The organism is Mesorhizobium sp. P2_A12 (assembly GCF_056405075.1).
Genome location: NZ_JBFUCU010000005.1, coordinates 325,817 through 344,272, shown reverse-complemented (window position 1 = coordinate 344,272; position 18,456 = coordinate 325,817). Strand labels below are relative to the sequence as shown.

Below are 18,456 nucleotides of genomic sequence, written 5' to 3'. Positions count from 1 at the left end.
ATCGGAAGCAAGGGATAGCCCCCGTGCCTTGTGTGAGGCTTGAATCGAAGCCGCTGGATCCGATTCAGTTTCGCGCAAGGAAGTGGGGGTATTGTGCCGGCATAGCTTCGGCCGGAGGCACCTCTTTGCTTAATACCTTTACCAGCTACCAGCTCATTACCAAGGACATCTCGAAATCGCTCGACAGGATCGAGCAGCAGCCCGTGGTCGACCGCGATACCAAATATTATCTCGCCAACATCACCAAGGTGAAATCGATCGACGATTTCGTCAACAATGACCGGTTGTTCAAATATGCCATGAAGGCCTACGGGCTCGAGGACATGGACTACGCCAAGGCCTTCATGGTCAAGGCGTTGAAGGAAGGCGCCTCCGATCCCAACAGCTTCGCCAACAAGCTGACCGACAAACGCTACGCCGAGTTCGTCAGCGCCTTCAACTTCGCCGCCAACGGCGCCGACGCGACCATCTACAACAAGACGCAGCAGATGGTGACCAAGAACTACGCCACGCAAGCGGCAATCGCTGGCCTTGATCCGAACTCCGCCTATGTGAAGGGCGAGACGACATATTATCTCGCCAACATCACCAAGGTGAAGTCGATCGACGATCTGATGTCGAACAACCGGCTCTATACCTACGCGCTCGCGTCATTCGGCCTCGATGCGGCGACGCAGGACAAGGATCTCATCAAGCGGGTTCTGCAGGGCGGCGTCCGCGACCCCGACAGCGTCGCCAACAAGATGACGGACAAGACCTACGCCGCACTGGCCTCGGCTTTCAATTTCGAAGCCAATGGCGAGAATGCCACCACCATCGTTTCGGCGCAGCAGCCGACCGTCGACAAGTACATGCGCCAGACGCTCGAAGAGGATGCCGGCAACACCAACCAGGGCGTGCGGCTGGCGCTTTATTTCGACCGCAAGGCGCCGACCATCACCAGCTGGTACGACGTGCTGGCCGACACCGCCCTTGCCAGCGTCGTGCGCACCGCGCTCGGGCTGCCCGATTCCTTCGCCACCGCCAACATCGACAAGCAGGCGCAGCTGTTCGAGCAGAAACTCGATATCTCGGATTTCTCCGACCCCGAGAAGCTCGGCAAGTTCCTGACCCGCTTCACCAGCATGTACGAGATAAACAACCCGACCTCATCGGCGGTCAGCTCGGCCAGCGTGCTGTTTGCCCAGCCGATCACGGTCGGCATCTCCACCGACCTGATGATGGCCATGCAGAAATTGAGGTTCTGAGACCATCATGCGGGACAGCCTGTACGTCGCCCTTTCCTCGCAAATCGCGCTCGAGCGCCGCCTCGACACGATCGCCGACAACGTCGCCAACGCCTCGACGATCGGCTTTCGCGCCACCGGCGTGAAATTCGAGGATGTCGTCTCCGGCACCGGGCCGAAGTCGGTATCCTTCGCGTCTTCGGGCAAGACCTATCTTTCGGGCGCGCACGGCGCCTTGACCGAGACCGGCAATCCGTTCGATTTCGCCGTCCAGGGCGATGCCTGGTTCGCCATCGATACGCCGGTCGGCACCGTCATGACCCGCGACGGGCGCTTTTCGATGAACGAGAATGGCGAACTGATGTCGATCGAGGGCCACCCGGTGCTCGACGCCGGCGGAGCGCCGATCCAGCTCGACCCCCGCAACGGTCCGCCCAAGGCCGGGGCCGACGGTTCGCTGCGCCAGAACGACCAGCTTGTCGGCTCCATCGGCCTCTACGATTTCGATCCCGGCGAGAATTTCGTCCGCTACGGCAATTCAGGCATCATTCCCGCGCGCACGCCGGAGCCGGTCACCGATCGCTCGGATACCGGCATCGCCCAAGGCTTTCTAGAAGAATCCAACGTCAATCCGGTGCTGGAGATCACCCGGCTGATCCAGGTGCAGCGCGCGTTCGAGAACACGGCGGCCTTGATGCGGCAGACCGACTCCTCCACCGACGAGGCGATCAAGACGCTCGGCTCGAAATAGTCCATGTCGCTCGACCAGCCATCGCTCCGCGCACCCGAAAGACAGCTTCAGCCGGCTCCGGAAGACCGGCTTGCCGCGCTGGAACGGGTATGGCGGCGTTTCGCCGGCACCGAGGCGCTGCTCAAGCGCGGCGGCCGCGTCGTCGAAGTCACGTCCACACACTACAAGGTGCGCGGCCTTTCCGACTTCGCCAGGCTGGGCGACATCGTCGAACAACGCGGCCATGCTGGCGCGCGCCGTGGCGAGATCGTCAAGATCAGCCGTGACGAGGTCGTCGTGGCACCCTTCGAACGCAGCGCCGATGCCGGCATCGGCGATGCCGTGTTCCGCCGCGGTCCGCTCGCGGTGGCTCCGCATGCCTCGTGGCGCGGCCGCACCATCGACGCGCTCACCAGGGCGATCGATGCCGGCCCGTCACTCGTCAGGGGTGACGACGCGCCGATCGGCGCCCAGACGACGCCCGGCGCCATGGCGCGGCAGCGCGTCGGCACCGCCTTCATGACCGGCGTCAAGGTCATCGACATCTTCACGCCGCTTTGTTTCGGCCAGCGCCTCGGCATCTTTGCCGGCTCCGGCGTCGGGAAGTCGACGCTGCTCGCCATGCTTGCCGGCGCCGACGCCTTCGACACAGTCGTCGTGGCGCTGATCGGCGAACGTGGCCGCGAAGTCCGTGAATTCCTCGAGGATACGATCGGCGACAGCATGGCCAAGACCGTCGCCGTCGTTGCCACCAGCGACGAGAGCGCCATGATGCGCCGGCGTGCGCCGGACACCGCCATGCGCGTCGCCGAGCATTTTCGCGACCAGGGCCACCGCGTGCTTCTGGTGCTGGATTCGATCACCCGCTTCGCCCATGCCTTGCGCGAGGTGGCGACGGGAACCGGCGAGCCGCCCGTCGCCCGCGGCTATCCGGCCTCGGTGTTCACCGAACTGCCCAAGCTGCTCGAGCGCGCCGGTCCGGGCGCCGAAGGCCCCGGCGTCGAAGGCAGGGGATCGATCACCGCCATCATTTCCGTGCTGGTCGACGGCGACGACCACAACGACCCGGTCGCCGACTCCGTGCGCGGCATCCTTGACGGCCATGTCGTGCTCGACCGTGCGATCGCCGAACAGGGCCGCTATCCGCCGGTCAATCCGCTGTCGTCCATATCGCGTCTTGCCGGCAAGGCCTGGAGCGCCGAACAGCGCGCGCTGGTGACAAGGCTGAAGTCGATGATCGCCCGCTTCGAGGACACGCGCGACATCCGTTTGCTGGGCGCCTATCAGGGCGGCGTCGACGCCGAGCTCGATATTGCGGTGCGCCAGGTGCCGCTGATCTACGAGGCGCTGACGCAATCGCCCAAGGACCGTCCGTCCGCCGAACCGTTCTCCGATCTCGCCCGTCACCTCAAGGGTAAGCTGAATGCCGATGCAGGAGACTGAACGCCAGTACACCGAGCGTATCCTGCGCGAGATGATCGCGGAGGCCAACGCTGCGGAACAAGCCAGGGCTGACGAAGCCAGATTTGCCAAGGCAAGGGCTGCCCGCGCCATAGCTGCGAAAGCCGAGGCTGTTTTAGCCCGGGCCGCCAAGCCAATCCTGCCCAGGGCTGCCAAGCCAATCCTGCCGAGGGTTGCCACAGCCGAGCCTGTTCGGTCCAAGGCTGCTGAGGTCGCTCTGCCCAAGGATCCCCAGGCAAAGGCTGGCGAGATGACGCAAGCCAGCCGCGACTCGCTGATCGAGGGCTTGTTCCCCCGCACTGAATGGCCGCAGCCGCCGAAGGCACAGTTTCCCAGGCTGAAAAAACAGTCCGACCGCCGCAGCGATTTCGTCGTTGCTGCGCTCGGCCTCACGCTAGGGCTGATCTGCGCCCTGTTCCCCTGGTACATCTTCTTCAACCAGGAACAGTTTGGCGTCCAGGCGATCAAGTTCGGCGGCACCGGCACCAATTCGGGACGGGCGGGCGGCGGCGTGGTCGCTGAACGCAGCGCACCGCTGACGGTAAAGGACGTTCCGGCGGCCAATCTCGATCTGTTTGCCACTGGAACCGTGCAGGATGACGCCAATCCAGCGCCGGCGCCCGATGAGCAACCCTTCCCGGCCGACGCCGCGAAATTCCGCATGGTTCATGTCGCCAACGGCCGCGCCATGATCGAGGACGATGCCGGACTGTGGATCGTCCAGCGGGGCTCGATACTGCCGGACTCCAGCCAGGTGTCTTCCATCGAGCAGCGCAACGGCAAATGGGTCATGGTCACCAGCACCGACCAGGTGATCGAACTCTCCAGGTAACGCCCCGTCTCGGGCGTCCGGCCATCCGCAAGGTCCGCGCAAGACTGGCGGCCTAGTCTTCGGGAACCCGCCCGGAGATTCCCATGGAGCCCGTTTCCCTTTTCGACCTCGCCGCCAAGCAAGCGCAATGGCTTGCCGTGCGCCAGTCCGCCATTGCCGGCAACATCGCCAACGCCAACACGCCGGGCTACACGGCAAACGATGTCGAGCCGTTCGAAAAGGTGCTCGACCGTACCGCGGTGTCGCTGCAGGCCACGCAGGCCGGCCATCTCGGCAACGCGGCGACCAATGCCGGCTTCACCATCAAGCCGCAGGAAGATAACGGCGTTGTCATGCCGTCCAAGAACTCGGTGGTGCTGGAAGACCAGTTGATGAAGGCCGGTGAAGTGCGCCGCTCCTTCGAGCTCAACACGGCGATCGTCAAGGCGTTCCATTCCATGATGATGATGGCGGTGAAGAGCTGACCATGGACGCGCTGACCGCAGCCCTCAAAGTCGCAGCATCCGGCCTCGGCGCCCAATCGGAGCGCTTGCGCGTGGTTTCGGAAAACCTGGCCAACGCCCAGTCGACCGGCACAACGCCAGGGTCCGATCCCTATCGCCGCAAGACCATCAGCTTCGTCTCCGAGCTCGACCGGGCCTCCGGCAGCTCGACGGTCGAAGTGAACTCGATCGATCGCGATCCCAGTGACTTTCCCGTCGAGTTCCAACCCGGCAACGAGGCCGCCGACGACAAGGGCTATGTCAAGATGCCCAACGTCAACGTGCTGATCGAAATGGCCGACATGACCGAGGCCAACCGTTCCTACGAAGCCAATCTTCAGGTCGTCAAGCAGGCGCGCGACCTGATTTCCATGACCATCGACCTGATGAGGAACCAGTAATGATCAGCGGCATCGGAGCCCTTCAGTTCAAGTCCTCGGTCGGTGGCGACGACGCGGTGACGAGCCTGCTCCAAGGCGGCGCGACACCCTCGGCCGGCGGCAATGTCGGCACCTCCTTCGCCGAGGCGCTGAGCCAAGCGGCCTCCAAGACCGTCAACACGATGGAGAATGCCGAGCAGGTATCGGTGCAGGCGCTCAAGGGCGATGCCGACACCCGTCAGGTGGTCGACGCCGTGATGAGCGCGCAGCAGGCGCTTCAGACCGCCGTCGCGATCCGCGACAAGGTGGTTTCCGCCTATCTCGAAGTCAGCCGAATGGGCATCTGAGGAATTCCGCCATGAAAGCACTCGCCATCGCCGCCACCGGCATGAATGCCCAGCAGACAAATCTGGAAGTCATCGCCAACAACATCGCCAACATCAACACCACCGGCTACAAGCGTGCCCGCGCCGAATTCTCCGACCTGCTCTACCAGGTCGACCGCACGCAGGGCGTGCCCGATCGTTCCAACGCCTCGCTGGTGCCGGAGGGCGTCTCGATCGGCCTCGGCGTCAAGACGACAGCCGTGCGCAACGTGCACACCCAGGGCGAATTGACCAGCACCGGCAACAGTTTCGACCTGGCGCTGACCGGCAGGGGCTGGTTCCAGATCGAAGGCGCCGACGGCGGCACGCTCTACAGCCGCGCCGGCGCCCTCAACACCAATGCCACCGGACAGCTGGTGACGGTGGACGGCGCCAGTGTCATTCCGGCAATCACCGTTCCCACCGACGCCGTCGAGGTCATCGTCAACAAGACGGGCCAGGTCTTCGCCCGCATCGACGGCCAGACCGACCTGCAGAACCTCGGCCAGATTCAGATCGCCAATTTCGCCAACGAGGCGGGCCTCGCCCCGCTCGGCGACAACCTGTTCCAGGAGACCACGGCTTCCGGCCCGGCGAATGTCGGCGTGCCGGGCGATCCCGGCTTTGCCACCATCCAGCAGGGCTATCTCGAGGCCTCGAACGTCGACCCGGTCAAGGAAATCACCGAGCTGATCTCGGCGCAGCGCGCCTATGAAATGAACTCCAAGGTCATCCAGGCCGCCGACGACATGGCCTCGGTCGTTTCCAAGAACATCAGGTAGGGATGATGGCCATGCCGATCTCCTGCTCCGCATTCCGCCGCACCGCGCTTGTCCTTGCGCTGGTGGCCGGCGCCATGCCGGCTTTCGCCCAGGATTCGGCAGATCAATCGGCAGACGAATCGGCCACTCAGATCGCCAGCAATCAACCTGCCGGCGAGGTTGTGTTGATCCCCAACCGGGTCATCTATCCCGGCGAGACCATCGAGCTTGGCGCGCTCAAGCGCGTGACCCTGATCGCCGGCAAGCACAAGCCGGACGCGGTCGCCACGCGGGCCGAGGAACTCGACGGCAAGGTCGCCAAGCGCACGCTGCTGCCCGGCCGCTACATTCCCTCCGCCGCCGTCCGCGAGGCCTGGCTGGTCGAACAGGGCGCGTCCGTGCAGGTCTTCTTCATCGCCGGCGGACTGACGATCTCGGCCACCGCGGTGACGTTGCAGCCGGGTTCCGCCGGCGACCTCGTCAAGGTCCGCAACGTCGACAGCGGCAAGATCCTGTCCGGCACGGTGATGGCGGATGGGACCATCCAGGTCAGCGCTTCATGACGCGCGGACTTGCTCTGATCCTGGCAGCCGTGCTCGGCCTGCAGCCGGCGCTGGCCGACGGCCTGACGCCCAAGGCCAAGCGCGACCTCGCCGCCAAGAATGGCGGCGTCTACGACGATCCCGAATACAATCCGGCCACCACCAGCCGCATGTTCAGGGTTTCGTCGGGGCCGAGTTCGCTGCCGCCGGGCCAGGTCGCCTCGCGCATCAAGGACATCGCCCAGCTGCAGAGTTCGCGCGACAACCAGCTGGTCGGCTACGGCCTGGTCATCGGGCTTGCCGGGTCGGGCGACAGCCTGCGCAACTCGCCGTTCACCGAACAATCGATCCGCGCCATGCTCGAAAATCTCGGCATCGCCACCGAAGGCGGCAGCGCACGCGCCAAGAATGTCGCCGCCGTCATCGTCACCGCCAACATGCCGCCCTACGTGCAGTCCGGCGCCCGCATCGACATCGACGTCTCTTCGATGGGCGACGCCACCTCGCTCGCCGGCGGCACGCTGATCATGACGCCTTTGAAGGCGGCGGACGGCGAGATCTATGCCGTCGGCCAGGGCTCGGTGATCGTTTCCGGCTTTACCGCCAAGGGACAGGCCGAGAAGCTGACGCAAGGCGTGCCGACGTCCGGCCGTGTGCCGAACGGGGCCATCGTCGAGCGCGCGGTCCAGGCCGAATTCGACGATCAGGCGACGCTGACCCTGCAGTTGCGCAATCCCGACTTTTCGACCGCCATTCGCATCGCCGACGCCATCAACGACTATACCAGCCAGCGCTTCGGCGCGCGGGTTGCGGCCGAGCGCGATGCCCGCACCGTGCAGATCAGACGGCCGAAGGGTGTTTCGGCGGCGCGCTTCTATGCCGAAATCGAAAACCTGGTGGTCGAATCCGACACCCCGGCCCGCGTCGTCATCGACGAGCGCACCGGTACCATCGTCATCGGCAACGACGTCAAGATCTCGCGGGTCGCCATAAGCCACGGCACGCTCACCGTGCGCATCACCGAAGCGCCGCGCATCGTCCAACCCGAGCCTTTCTCCAAGGGCGAGACGGCCGTCGAGCCTTTCACCGCCATCGAAGCCAGCCGGCCAGATGCCCGCGTCGCCGTGCTTGACGGGCCGGATCTCGAAACGCTCGTTTCCGGCCTCAACCGTCTCGGCGTCCAGCCGGACGGCATCATTGCCATTCTGCAGGGCATCAAGTCGGCCGGCGCCCTGCAGGCCGATCTGGTTCTGCAATAGGCGATGCCGATGAAGCGCTTCCTCTCACGCCATGAAAGACGCCCCGCCGCCGCAATCCTGTTCGCGGCCGCTGTTGTCGCCATGTCCTTTGTCGGCAGCACGGCGCGCGGCGAGGAAACGGTTCGCCAGGTCCTGCCGGGCGCGCCGGCCGCCGAGCCACCGCAGCAATTGACGCGGGAAAAGGCACCGGATCAAAGTGAGATCGAGCGCTTCTGCTCCAACATCGCCGACGCCGCCCGGGACCGCCGCTATGCCTTGCAGGCGGAAGAGATGAAGCAGCTGCAGGCCGGCATCGACCAGCGCATGAAGGCGCTGGAGGAGAAGCGGGCCGAATACGAGACCTGGCTGAAGCGGCGTGAGGTTTTCCTGGCCCGGGCCGAGGACGGCGTCGTCCAGATCTATGCCGGCATGAAGCCTGACGCCGCCGCCGAGCGGCTGGCCATCGTCAACGCCGACCTGGCGGCGGCCATATTGATGAAGCTCGATTCACGCAAGGCGAGCGTCATCCTCAACGAAATGGACCAGAAGGCGGCGGCAACGCTCACCGGCATCATGGCCAGCGCAGCCCGAAGGGTAGATCCGTCATGATCCGCAAGATGCTCGTCCTGTGCGCGGTCGCCGGGCTGTCCGGTTGCGGAACCAATCTGAAGGAGGTCGGTAAGGAGCCGGCTTTGTCCCCGGTCGGCTCCGGCATCGACGGCGGCAGCACCTCGTCCCTCTATCGCTATCCGCAAACGCCGCCCACGCCGGTCAAGAAATTCTCCTTGTGGGATGACCGCCAGAGCCGGCTGTTCACCGACCCGCGGGCGCTGTCGCAGGGCGACATCCTGACCGTCAAGATCAAGATCAACGACAGGGCCAACTTCAAGAACCAGAACGACAGGAGCCGCACCGCCAACCGCAAGCTCGGCTACGACCTCAGCGCGCAATGGGACAAGTGGAGCACCGCCGGCAAGGGCGCCGGCGCTCTCACCTCCACCACGGACACGACGGCCGACGGCGAGATCAAGCGCTCGGAAACGCTTGAACTCAATGTCGCGGCCATCGTCACCGATGTCCTGCCGAACGGCAATTTGATGATCACGGGGTCGCAGGAAGTGCGCGTCAACGCCGAGCTCAGGGTGTTGACCCTCGCCGGTATCGTGCGGCCGGCCGATATCGGCGCCGAGAACACCATCCCCTACGAACGCATCGCCGAAGCGCGCATCTCCTACGGCGGACGCGGCCGCATCACCGAGGTCCAGCAACCTGCCTACGGCCAGCAGATTCTCGACCAGGTCCTTCCGTTCTAGGATTGGGGAACACGGCACCGTGGCAAACGTCGAACAGGTCCAGCCGCGCAAGGGTCCCTCCTTTGCCATCCAGGCCGTCATGCTGCTGGTTGTGACCGCGGCCGCCATCGGCATGGGCTGGATGTCCGGCGGCTATCTCAAGGGCGTCGGGGCACCGTCGTCGGTGCCGGTCGCGCCTGAGAACGAAGGCAAGACCGCACAGCCCGCCGCTGCCGGTGAGCCAGGCGTGGGGCCGACGCTCGTCGTGCTCGCGCCGATCACCACCAACATCGCCTCGCCTGCCGATACCTGGATCAGAATGGAAGCGTCCGTCGTCTATGACGGGCCGCAGCCCCAGTCCATGACGGATGACATCCACCAGGACCTTCTGGCCCTGGTGCGCACCTTGAAGATGCATCAGATCGAGGGTGCCAGCGGTTACCAGCACCTGAAGGCCGATCTCGAGGAACGCGCCTCGATCCGCAGCCAGGGTCACGCCAAGCAGATTCTTATCAGGACATTGCTGCTCGAATGAGAAAGTTCCTTCTCGCCACGGCGATGATCGCCGCCGCCACCTCCGTCGCGGCGGCGCAGCAACTCGATCTCGGCGGCATCGGCAAGGCCGATGGCACCACCGTCGGCTACATCATCCAGATGTTCGGCCTGCTGACGGTGCTGTCGGTGGCGCCGGGCTTGCTGATCATGGTGACGAGCTTCACCCGTTTCGTCATCGCCTTCTCGATCCTGCGCGCCGGCATCGGCCTGCAGTCGACGCCCGCCAACCTCATTCTCATTTCACTGTCGCTGTTCATGACCTTCTATGTCATGGCGCCGACGTTCGATCAGGCCTGGAACACCGGCGTCAAGCCGCTGATGGACAACCAGATCACCCAGACCGTAGCCTTCGACAAGATTTCGGATCCATTCCGCACCTTCATGCTGCGAAATGTGCGCGACAAGGATTTCGACCTCTTCGCCGATCTCGCCCGCGAGCGTGGCCAGACCGTTTCGCGCGACACCGTCGACCTGCGCATCCTGGTGCCCGCCTTCATGATCTCGGAAATCCGGCGCGGCTTCGAGATCGGCTTTCTGATCGTGCTGCCATTCCTGGTCATCGACCTGATCGTCGCCACCATCACCATGGCGATGGGCATGATGATGCTGCCGCCGACGGTGGTGTCGCTGCCGTTCAAGATCCTGTTCTTCGTCCTGATCGACGGCTGGAATCTCCTTGTCGGCAGCCTGGTGCGCTCCTTCAACTGAGCGCTGGCAACCGATCCCTGGCGGCTGGGCGCCATCGCGGTTCTCCAGCGCAGAATTCAAGCAATATATTTTCGATTAACCGTCCGGTTTAGTCCTTTGGTAGGGACTAGCCCGCATATTCGCTCGCAGATGGCGGGTGATCGATTTCGAAGATCATTGGCATGATGCCGCACCGTCATACCGGGAGGCCCGGTATGTCAAAAAAACACCTGTAAAATCAAGGTACGAGTACCATGTCCAGCATCATGACGAACTCCGCCGCGTTGACGGCCCTGCAGAGCCTTAACGCCACCAGCAAATCCCTCCAGGACACCCAGGCCCGCATCTCGACCGGTTACCGCGTTTCGCAGGCCTCGGACAACGCCGCCTATTGGTCGATCGCCACCACGATGCGCTCCGACAACCAGGCAATGTCCACCGTTTCGGACGCACTCGGCCTCGGCGCTTCGAAGGTCGACACCGCCTACACCGGCATGAACAGCGCGATCTCCACCATCAACCAGATCAAGGCCAAGCTGTTGGCATCCTACGGCCAGACGGACGCCTCGAAGGAAAAGACCCAGGTCGAAATCGCCGCCCTTCAGGACCAGATGAAGTCCTTTGCCACCGGCGCCACCTTCTCAGGCACCAACATGCTGTCCGTAGACAGCGGCGCAACAGCCACGACGGCGGCCGATGTGAAGATCCTTTCGGCCTTCAACCGTGACGCCGCCGGTGCGTCTTCGATCTCGACGATCGACGTCAAGGTGGAAAACATCAAGCTCTATGAAGCTGGTACCACCGCGACACTCAACAAGGGCATCCTGGACTCGCAGCGCACGGGCTCCACCGGTGTGGCCACCCTCACGGCCGTTGCCGTGACCCTGGGCGCCGCCGCAACGGCCACCGACACCTACTCAGCCGCCAGCCTGAAGATCTTCGACACCGCAACGGGCAAAGCCGCGGGCGACGATCAAATCAAGCAGATGATGACCGTCATCGACTCCGCGCTCGCCGACATGACCAACGCCGCCACCACGCTCGGCGCCGCCAAGAGCAGTATCGACCTGCAGAAGACCTTCACCTCCGACCTGATGGACTCCATCGATCGCGGTGTCGGCCAGCTCGTCGATGCCGACATGAACAAGGAATCGACCCGTCTGCAGGCCCTGCAGGTCCAGCAGCAGCTCGGCGTCCAGGCGCTGTCGATCGCCAACGGTTCGTCGCAGTCGATCCTGTCGCTCTTCCGCGGCTAATCGCCTTCGCCTGATCACAGTTCGCACTAAAAATCGGGCCGCGCCAAAAGCGCGGCCCGATTTGCGTTTGCTCGACTTGCCTTTGCAAGCCTCGCACAATGCTCGTTCCTTAACTCTCAAAGGCCAGCTTTTAACAGGCTGTTAACCATGCCGCGCTAGTTATGGTTAACCAATAGCTTACGACCGTTGGCGAATCGGTCCGACCGGCACGATGCCACCCGTTGAACAGGCCTGTCCGGCATGTCTGAGCATGTCGGTTTTGAGAAGGAGCGACTTTCTTGGCGAGCATCATGACAAACGCTGCGGCGTTAACCGCACTTCAAAGCCTCAGCGCCACCAACAAGTCACTCGAACAGACGCAGGCTCGCATCTCGACGGGCTATCGGGTCTCGCAGGCCTCGGACAACGCCGCCTACTGGTCGATCGCCACCACGATGCGCTCGGACAACTCGGCCCTGTCGACGGTGCAGGATGCACTCGGCCTCGGCGCCTCGAAAGTCGACACCGCCTACACCGGCATGAACAATGTGCTGACCACGATCGGCCAGATCAAGACCAAGCTGCTTTCGACCGTCGGCCAGACGGATGCCGCTAAGGCAAAAACCCAGACCGAGATCAATGCGCTTCAGGCGCAGATGAAGTCCTTTGCCGATGCGGCGACCTTCTCAGGCTCGAATTTCCTTGCGGTGACCTCCAAGCAGACTGCCGCCCCCAATGACGGCGTCCAGGCCGACTCCCAGATCGTGTCCTCGTTCAATCGCTCCTCGTCGGGCGCCGTCTCGATCGGAACGATCGACATCGATGTCGAGGGCACCAAGCTTTTCGACTACGGCCTTGCCACCGAGGTCAAGAATCGCGGCACCCTCGATCGTCAGACCTCGATTTATGCCACGGGAGCCGCCCAGACCCTGTATGACAACGCCTATGCGACCGCGCTCGCCGGCGGAGCAACGGACATCGCGGCAAACACCGCTGGTCAGGCGGCGGCGGGAGCGGTCGTCCCCAAGGTCGACAACATCTCCGCCTACAACCTCGACATCACCGCGGTCGGCGTAACCGACGACATCATCACCCAGATGGTGACCCGGATCGACAAGGTCATGGCGCAGTTGACCGATTCCGCCACCATCCTCGGTTCGGCCAAGAGCAGCATCGACCTGCAGAAGACCTTCACCCAGAGCCTGATGGACTCCATCGACCGTGGTGTCGGCCAGCTCGTCGATGCCGACATGAACAAGGAATCGACCCGGCTCCAGGCGCTGCAGGTTCAGCAGCAACTCGGCATCCAGTCGCTGTCGATCGCCAACAGCGCTTCGCAGAGCATCCTGTCGTTGTTCAAGAACTAGTCGCGGGCGCCACCGGCGCCCTCGTTTCGCATCCCGCCCTCCTTTTCGCACTCCGATTGACGGGCCGCGCCGCAAGCGCGGCCCGATTTCATTTTCGCACAAGCTTCGAAGACTACTGTTCCGGCGGACAGTCATGCTGGGAGTCGTCGAACCGTGCCGGAACAGATCCAGAGCATCATCTCGAATCTTCGCGGCTTTGGCGTCAAGCGCCTTGCCATGCTGGCTGGCATCGCCGTTCTGGTGATGGGCGTCATCGGCATCGCCTCGGTCTATCTCAACCGTCCCGCCTACGACACGCTCTATGTCGGGCTCGACCGCGCCGACGTGAACCAGATCGGCCTCGTGCTGGGCGAAGCCGGCATCGGCTTCGATGTCGGCGCCGATGGAACCTCGGTGCTGGTGCCGGCCGGCACCACCGCGCAGGCGCGCATGCTGCTTGCCGAAAAGGGCCTGCCGACCAGCGCCAATGCCGGCTACGAACTGTTCGACAATGTCGGCTCGCTCGGCCTCACCTCCTTCATGCAGCAGATCACCCGCGTGCGCGCGCTGGAGGGCGAGATCGCCCGCACCATCCAGTCGATTTCCGGCATCAAGGCAGCGCGCGTCCACATCGTCATGTCCGAACGCGCCAATTTCCGCCGCGACGAACAGCAGCCTTCCGCCTCGGTGGTCATCCGCTACGCCGGTATCGATGCGGAGAAGAGCGCCATGTCGATCCGCCATCTCGTCGCCGCCGCTGTCCCCGGCCTGTCGGCCGACAAGGTGACGGTGCTCGATTCCAGCGGCAATCTGCTGGCTGCGGGCGACGATCCTTCCAACACCAGCGCCGCCCGCACGCTCGGCGTCGAGCAGACCGTCGAGGCGCAGATCGGTGACAACATCCGCCGTGCGCTGACCGCCTATCTCGGCCCCGACAACTTCCGCGCCAGCGTCAAGGCCGAGGTCAACACCGACACCCGCCAGACGGAGGAAACCATTTTCGACCCGAATTCACGCGTCGAGCGCTCGGTGCAGTCGGTGCGCGCCAACGAAAACAACAACCAGAAACAGGCCTCGACCCCGGCCAGCGTCGAGCAGAACCTGCCTGAGACCCAGTCAACCGCCACCGACGGTCCGCAATCCTCCTCGCAGAACGACCGCAAGGAAGAGATTACAAACTACGAGATCAATTCGAAGAAGATCGCCACCGTCTCCAACGGCTACACCGTCACCAAGATGTCGATTGCCGTCGTCGTTAACCAGCAGCGGCTGATGACCATCCTCGGCAAGGACGCCACGCCGGACCAGATTGCCAAGCGCGTCGCCGAAATCCAGAAGATGGTGACCTCGGCCACCGGCTTCGACGACAAGCGCGGCGACGTCATCGACGTCTCGGCGGTCGAGTTCATCGACGGGCTGGACGGCGAGCCGATCCCGCAGGCTGGGATGCTCGATTCCATCGGCCAGCATGCCGGCACGCTGATCAACGCCGGCGCCTTCATCGTCGTGGTGTTCCTGGTCGCCTTCTTCGGCCTGAGGCCGATGGCGGCGGCGCTGACGGCAAAGGCGACGCCGGCACTGGCCGGCCCCAGCTACGATGATGTCCAGCGCTCGCTGCCGACACCGGAAGCAACTGCAAACGCCGAAAGCGTTGCCGTCGGCGCCTTGCCCGGCGCGCGGCCCGGTCCGACACCGCTCGACGATCTTCGCCAGAAGATCAGGCCGGCGCCGCAGGAGCGGCTTGCCCGAATGGTCGACCTCAACGAGGAGCGCACCGCGCAGATCCTGCGCAAATGGGCCGCTCAGGAAGTCGCGGCGTAGAACCATGCCCTCGGTAGCCCTTTTCGACCTTCTGCCTGATTTCGGTACCCGCACACAACGTGCCGGCCAGCCCCGGGCCGCGGCCGAAACCGAACACAAACCCGAGGCGACGGCGCCACAAGCCGATATCGGCACGCTGATCGCGGAAGCGGTAGCCCAGGCCGAGGCGGCGCTCGAGGCACGCCTGTCGATTGCCCATGAGGCCGCGCTCGAAGCCGAACGCCAGGCCAATGCCGAGGAAGCAAGGCTATTTCTCGAAAACCTCGGCGACGATGTCGGCAAGGCGGTCTCGTTGCGCATCGATGCGATGGAGACGCGCGTGACCGGGTTGGTCGCGGCCACCGTCGCCCGCATGATCGGCGGCATCGTCAGCGACGACCTGCAGAAACGGTCGATCGAGGCGCTTGCTGGCGCCATGCGCGAGGCGGTCGGCGATGCCGAAGCCGTGCGCATCTCCGTGCGCGGCCCGCTTTCGCTGTTCGAATCCCTGAAGGCAGCGCTCGGGACCCGCGCCGCCAATCTCGACTTCACCGAGACACCAGGCTTCGATCTCACCGTCGCCATCGACGAGGCGGTGTTCGAGACGCGCATGGCCGAATGGGCGACCACCCTTTCAGAGGTCCTGGCATGAGCGTCGCCGATGCCGGACAGGTTCACCAGGAGATCATCATCGTGCGTCGTGGTCACGACGACCACGATGAGGGTCACCATGGCGGCGTCTGGAAGATCGCCTTCGCCGACTTCATGACGGCGATGATGTGCTTCTTCCTGGTCATGTGGCTGATCAATGCCGCCAACGAGCAGACCAAGGCAGCCGTCGCCAGCTATTTCAACCCGGTCAAGCTGGTCGACCGCAATTCGAGCCGCAAGGGTCTGGAGGATCTCGGTGACGGTCCACGCGCGATGGGGACGACGGCCGACAACCCGCAGAAGGCGACCAACAAGGCCGGCCAGGACGGCGATGGCTCCGCGGACCGCAAACAGGAGAAGCAGGAACTCCCGCAGGCGGAACACTCCGACGAGCATCTGTTCGCCGACCCCTACGCGGTGCTTTCGGAAATCGCCACCGATACCGGCGTCATGCAGAATGTCAGCCAGAAGGGCGATGGCGGCGCGCAGGCTGCCGGCCCGGCGACCGGCGCTTCCGGCGGCGCCTCCTATCGCGATCCGTTCGAGCCGGATTTCTGGTCGCAGCAGGTGGCGGCGCCCGGCGCTGAAGCCAGTGCCCAGCGTGCCAAAATCGAGGGCGATGCGGTCAAGCCCGGTGACAAGGTTGCCGAAACGCAAGTGCCCAAGGTCAAGGCCGTGCCACCCGTCGCGGCCGCACCGCTGGAACCGCCGGTGGAGGACGCGACCGGCAAGCAAGCCGCGAGCCCCGCCACGGCAATGGCCAAGGCCGGCGACACCAAGCCAACAGGCACGAAGCCAAGCGACGCGAAGCCGGGCGAGACCAAACCAGACGACACTAAAGCCGCGGACGCAGCCAAGGTCGAGGCCAAGGCGCAGGAGGCCGCCAAGCCCGACATTGGGGAGAAGGCGCCGACCGCCGCCGCCGTCAAGGCCGCGGCCGAGGTCAAGCGGCAGTTGGCCGATGCCTTCAAGCCCGGCGACAAGCTGCATGACGGCGTCTCGGTGGAAGCCACCGACAAGGGTGTCGTCATCTCGATCACCGACCAACTCGACTTCGGCATGTTCGAGGTCGGCTCCGCGCTGCCGCGCCGCGAACTGGTGCTGGCGATGGAAAAGATCGGCCGCATCGTCAACAGCCAGAAGGGCACCATCAGCATCAACGGCCATACCGACGCACGGCCATTCCGCAGCGACAGCTACGACAATTGGCGGCTGTCGACGGCGCGCGCGCATTCTGCCTACTACATGCTCGTGCGCGGTGGCGTCGATGAACGCCGCATCACCGAGGTCGCCGGCTTCGCCGACCGCCAGCCGAAGGACCCGGCGGATCCATTGGCGGCCGTCAACCGCCGCATCGAAATCCTGATGGCGACCGGCGGATGAGGCGGGCGGCCGTCACCAGCCGGTTGATTGGCCTGTTGCTGCTGGCCGGCGGATATCCGTCAGCCGGCTTCGCCCAGGACGCGCTCCAGCCATATCAGTTGGTGCGCTCGCTGCAGCTCATCCAGGACCGCATCGCCGCCGGCGATCATGCCGCCCTGCCGATGCAGGCCAAGCTGCTCGAGATGGTGGACACGCGCCTGCGCGCGGCGGACGCCGAGGATTTCAAGGATCCCAAGAACTTTCGCGCCCTGCTTGTCTACGGCATGAGCGGCGGCAACCCGGTGACTGTCGAGGCGGCCACGTCGCGCGCCACGACGGACCCACAAAGCCTTGCCGTGGCCAAAGGGATTATCGACTATCTCAATGGCCGGCCTGGCGAAGCGATCGAAGCGTTGAAGCCGATCGATCCGATGACGCTGCCTCCCGATCTCGGCGCTTTCCTTGCCTTGGTCAAAGGCTCGCTGCTTGCCGGCGATCAGCCGGCGGCGGCGCTCGGTTTGCTCGACGAGGCAAGATTGCTCAGCCCCGGCACGCTGGTCGAGGAAGCAGCACTGCGCCGTTCGGTCGGCATTGCGGGTGCGCAGGGTGACGCGGCGCGCTTCGCACTCGCGTCGACCCAGTATGTCGAGCGCTACCTCTATTCGCCCTATGCCAGCCAATTCGCGGACTCCTTCGTCTCCGGCGTCATCGCGCTGCATATGTCGATCAGCCAGGACAAGCTGGCCGACATCACCTCGATGATGGATCCCGAGCGCGAGAAGGTGATCTACCTGCGCATCGCTCGCCGTGCGGCAATCGACGGTCTGAACGACCTGTCGGCCTTCGCTTCGGCGCGGGCGGAGCAGGGTCGCGACGGCAACACCAACCAGGACGATCCGCGCGCCCTGCTTTACGCCAGTCTTTCCACCGTCACCTCGGGCACCATCGAAGACGTGCGCGCCAAGCTCGGCAAGATCAACCGCAGCAAGCTGTCGGACGGCGACCGTGCCTTGCTCGACGCCGCTCAGGCCATTGCCGGCGAAGTCGTTGCACCGCCCGCTCCCCTCCCCGAGGAAAAGCCAGTTCCTGTCGCGGCCGAGCAGCCGCCAGCGCCAGAAACCGTCGCGGCGCAAGGCGCCGACGCCAGCGGGCTGCCACCCGTGGAAGGCGCCGTCGCCGAGCAACCCGCTGTCGCTGCCGCCTCCGGCGGACCAGCAGCCAGTGCTCCGCAAACGCCGGCGGTTGCGGCTGCACCAGCCGATGCGGCGACGGTCGTGCAGGCGTCGGCGCCATCGCCCGTGGCCAGTCCCGAGCCCACCGACCCGACCGATGCCGCCATGACCAAAACACGTCGACAGCTCGACCTGATCGACCAGATGCTTGGAGCCGCCCCCAAATGACCACCAGCCTCGGCTCGGCCTTGCCGGGATTTGCCACCGCTCGCGCGACGCCGGAGCAACCGGCCGCGAACGTCAAGAAGGACAACGCTGGCTTTGGCAAGATCCTGCACG

General features: G+C 64.5%; 20 protein-coding genes. All 20 read left to right on the top strand.

Going from position 1 to position 18,456, the window contains the following annotated elements; translation table 11 throughout:
- The first annotated feature begins 125 nt into the window (after positions 1 to 125).
- The 20 genes from AC1DZU_RS15545 to AC1DZU_RS15450 all read left to right on the top strand — a co-directional run bounded on the left by AC1DZU_RS15545 (position 126) and on the right by AC1DZU_RS15450 (position 18,345).
- Positions 126 to 1,247: a DUF1217 domain-containing protein gene (locus tag AC1DZU_RS15545; protein ID WP_477286010.1), complete on the top strand. Its 1,122-nt coding sequence runs from the start codon at positions 126 to 128 to the stop codon at positions 1,245 to 1,247.
- Positions 1,248 to 1,254: 7 nt separating this feature from the next.
- The gene (gene flgF, locus AC1DZU_RS15540; protein WP_184876499.1) at positions 1,255 to 1,977 is read left to right on the top strand and encodes a flagellar basal-body rod protein FlgF; all 723 of its coding nucleotides are present in this window, start codon (positions 1,255 to 1,257) and stop codon (positions 1,975 to 1,977) included.
- A 3-nt stretch (positions 1,978 to 1,980) separates the two neighbouring features.
- Complete coding sequence (fliI, locus tag AC1DZU_RS15535; protein ID WP_477286007.1) at positions 1,981 to 3,399, top strand: flagellar protein export ATPase FliI; 1,419 nt, start codon at positions 1,981 to 1,983, stop codon at positions 3,397 to 3,399.
- Positions 3,380 to 4,249, top strand: a complete 870-nt coding sequence (locus AC1DZU_RS15530) for a hypothetical protein (protein ID WP_477286005.1) — start codon at positions 3,380 to 3,382, stop codon at positions 4,247 to 4,249. Before fliI ends, AC1DZU_RS15530 begins: the two co-directional genes overlap by 20 nt.
- Positions 4,250 to 4,332: 83 nt before the next feature.
- A complete protein-coding gene (gene flgB, locus AC1DZU_RS15525) occupies positions 4,333 to 4,713 on the top strand; it encodes a flagellar basal body rod protein FlgB (RefSeq protein ID WP_477286003.1) in 381 nt (126 codons plus the stop codon).
- A 2-nt stretch (positions 4,714 to 4,715) separates the two neighbouring features.
- A complete protein-coding gene (gene flgC / locus AC1DZU_RS15520; RefSeq protein WP_477286001.1) occupies positions 4,716 to 5,132 on the top strand; it encodes a flagellar basal body rod protein FlgC in 417 nt (138 codons plus the stop codon).
- Positions 5,132 to 5,458, top strand: a complete 327-nt coding sequence (gene fliE / locus AC1DZU_RS15515; protein WP_184876509.1) for a flagellar hook-basal body complex protein FliE — start codon at positions 5,132 to 5,134, stop codon at positions 5,456 to 5,458. Before flgC ends, fliE begins: the two co-directional genes overlap by 1 nt.
- An 11-nt stretch (positions 5,459 to 5,469) precedes the next feature.
- On the top strand, positions 5,470 to 6,258 hold the full coding sequence (gene flgG, locus AC1DZU_RS15510; RefSeq protein WP_477285999.1) for a flagellar basal-body rod protein FlgG: 789 nt from the start codon (positions 5,470 to 5,472) through the stop codon (positions 6,256 to 6,258).
- Positions 6,259 to 6,263: 5 nt separating this feature from the next.
- A complete protein-coding gene (gene flgA, locus AC1DZU_RS15505) occupies positions 6,264 to 6,800 on the top strand; it encodes a flagellar basal body P-ring formation chaperone FlgA (RefSeq protein WP_477285997.1) in 537 nt (178 codons plus the stop codon).
- The gene (locus AC1DZU_RS15500; RefSeq protein ID WP_477285995.1) at positions 6,797 to 8,038 is read left to right on the top strand and encodes a flagellar basal body P-ring protein FlgI; all 1,242 of its coding nucleotides are present in this window, start codon (positions 6,797 to 6,799) and stop codon (positions 8,036 to 8,038) included. The genes flgA and AC1DZU_RS15500 overlap by 4 nt, the downstream gene beginning before the upstream one ends.
- Before the next feature lie 3 nt (positions 8,039 to 8,041).
- Positions 8,042 to 8,626: a MotE family protein gene (locus tag AC1DZU_RS15495; protein ID WP_477285993.1), complete on the top strand. Its 585-nt coding sequence runs from the start codon at positions 8,042 to 8,044 to the stop codon at positions 8,624 to 8,626.
- Positions 8,623 to 9,330 carry a flagellar basal body L-ring protein FlgH gene (gene flgH, locus AC1DZU_RS15490; protein WP_477285991.1) on the top strand — a complete coding sequence of 236 codons (708 nt, stop codon included), beginning with the start codon at positions 8,623 to 8,625 and terminating at the stop codon, positions 9,328 to 9,330. The genes AC1DZU_RS15495 and flgH overlap by 4 nt, the downstream gene beginning before the upstream one ends.
- Before the next feature lie 19 nt (positions 9,331 to 9,349).
- Positions 9,350 to 9,844, top strand: a complete 495-nt coding sequence (locus tag AC1DZU_RS15485; protein WP_477285989.1) for a flagellar basal body-associated FliL family protein — start codon at positions 9,350 to 9,352, stop codon at positions 9,842 to 9,844.
- Positions 9,841 to 10,572: a flagellar type III secretion system pore protein FliP gene (gene fliP / locus AC1DZU_RS15480; protein WP_095084514.1), complete on the top strand. Its 732-nt coding sequence runs from the start codon at positions 9,841 to 9,843 to the stop codon at positions 10,570 to 10,572. The genes AC1DZU_RS15485 and fliP overlap by 4 nt, the downstream gene beginning before the upstream one ends.
- Positions 10,573 to 10,805: 233 nt before the next feature.
- Positions 10,806 to 11,807, top strand: a complete 1,002-nt coding sequence (locus AC1DZU_RS15475; RefSeq protein ID WP_095084515.1) for a flagellin N-terminal helical domain-containing protein — start codon at positions 10,806 to 10,808, stop codon at positions 11,805 to 11,807.
- Positions 11,808 to 12,085: 278 nt separating this feature from the next.
- The gene (locus AC1DZU_RS15470) at positions 12,086 to 13,153 is read left to right on the top strand and encodes a flagellin N-terminal helical domain-containing protein (protein WP_477285986.1); all 1,068 of its coding nucleotides are present in this window, start codon (positions 12,086 to 12,088) and stop codon (positions 13,151 to 13,153) included.
- 153 nt (positions 13,154 to 13,306) lie between these two features.
- The gene (gene fliF / locus AC1DZU_RS15465) at positions 13,307 to 14,953 is read left to right on the top strand and encodes a flagellar basal-body MS-ring/collar protein FliF (protein ID WP_477285984.1); all 1,647 of its coding nucleotides are present in this window, start codon (positions 13,307 to 13,309) and stop codon (positions 14,951 to 14,953) included.
- Between the two features lie 4 nt (positions 14,954 to 14,957).
- Positions 14,958 to 15,584, top strand: a complete 627-nt coding sequence (locus tag AC1DZU_RS15460) for a hypothetical protein (RefSeq protein ID WP_477285982.1) — start codon at positions 14,958 to 14,960, stop codon at positions 15,582 to 15,584.
- A complete protein-coding gene (locus AC1DZU_RS15455; protein ID WP_477285980.1) occupies positions 15,581 to 16,966 on the top strand; it encodes a MotB family protein in 1,386 nt (461 codons plus the stop codon). The genes AC1DZU_RS15460 and AC1DZU_RS15455 overlap by 4 nt, the downstream gene beginning before the upstream one ends.
- Complete coding sequence (locus tag AC1DZU_RS15450; protein WP_477285978.1) at positions 16,963 to 18,345, top strand: chemotaxis protein MotC; 1,383 nt, start codon at positions 16,963 to 16,965, stop codon at positions 18,343 to 18,345. Before AC1DZU_RS15455 ends, AC1DZU_RS15450 begins: the two co-directional genes overlap by 4 nt.
- Positions 18,346 to 18,456 lie beyond the last annotated feature (111 nt).

Excerpts from the sequence above, each read along its gene's own strand:
- AC1DZU_RS15475 (WP_095084515.1), top strand. The coding sequence starts at position 10,806 with ATGTCCAGCATCATGACGAACTCCGCCGCGTTGACGGCCCTGCAGAGC.
- AC1DZU_RS15500 (WP_477285995.1), top strand. The coding sequence starts at position 6,797 with ATGACGCGCGGACTTGCTCTGATCCTGGCAGCCGTGCTCGGCCTGCAG.
- flgC (WP_477286001.1), top strand. The coding sequence starts at position 4,716 with ATGGACGCGCTGACCGCAGCCCTCAAAGTCGCAGCATCCGGCCTCGGC.
- AC1DZU_RS15530 (WP_477286005.1), top strand. The coding sequence starts at position 3,380 with ATGCCGATGCAGGAGACTGAACGCCAGTACACCGAGCGTATCCTGCGC.
- AC1DZU_RS15495 (WP_477285993.1), top strand. The coding sequence starts at position 8,042 with ATGCCGATGAAGCGCTTCCTCTCACGCCATGAAAGACGCCCCGCCGCC.
- flgA (WP_477285997.1), top strand. The coding sequence starts at position 6,264 with ATGGCCATGCCGATCTCCTGCTCCGCATTCCGCCGCACCGCGCTTGTC.
- flgG (WP_477285999.1), top strand. The coding sequence starts at position 5,470 with ATGAAAGCACTCGCCATCGCCGCCACCGGCATGAATGCCCAGCAGACA.
- flgF (WP_184876499.1), top strand. The coding sequence starts at position 1,255 with ATGCGGGACAGCCTGTACGTCGCCCTTTCCTCGCAAATCGCGCTCGAG.
- fliE (WP_184876509.1), top strand. The coding sequence starts at position 5,132 with ATGATCAGCGGCATCGGAGCCCTTCAGTTCAAGTCCTCGGTCGGTGGC.
- AC1DZU_RS15450 (WP_477285978.1), top strand. The coding sequence starts at position 16,963 with ATGAGGCGGGCGGCCGTCACCAGCCGGTTGATTGGCCTGTTGCTGCTG.
- AC1DZU_RS15460 (WP_477285982.1), top strand. The coding sequence starts at position 14,958 with ATGCCCTCGGTAGCCCTTTTCGACCTTCTGCCTGATTTCGGTACCCGC.
- fliI (WP_477286007.1), top strand. The coding sequence starts at position 1,981 with ATGTCGCTCGACCAGCCATCGCTCCGCGCACCCGAAAGACAGCTTCAG.
- fliP (WP_095084514.1), top strand. The coding sequence starts at position 9,841 with ATGAGAAAGTTCCTTCTCGCCACGGCGATGATCGCCGCCGCCACCTCC.
- flgB (WP_477286003.1), top strand. The coding sequence starts at position 4,333 with ATGGAGCCCGTTTCCCTTTTCGACCTCGCCGCCAAGCAAGCGCAATGG.
- flgH (WP_477285991.1), top strand. The coding sequence starts at position 8,623 with ATGATCCGCAAGATGCTCGTCCTGTGCGCGGTCGCCGGGCTGTCCGGT.
- AC1DZU_RS15455 (WP_477285980.1), top strand. The coding sequence starts at position 15,581 with ATGAGCGTCGCCGATGCCGGACAGGTTCACCAGGAGATCATCATCGTG.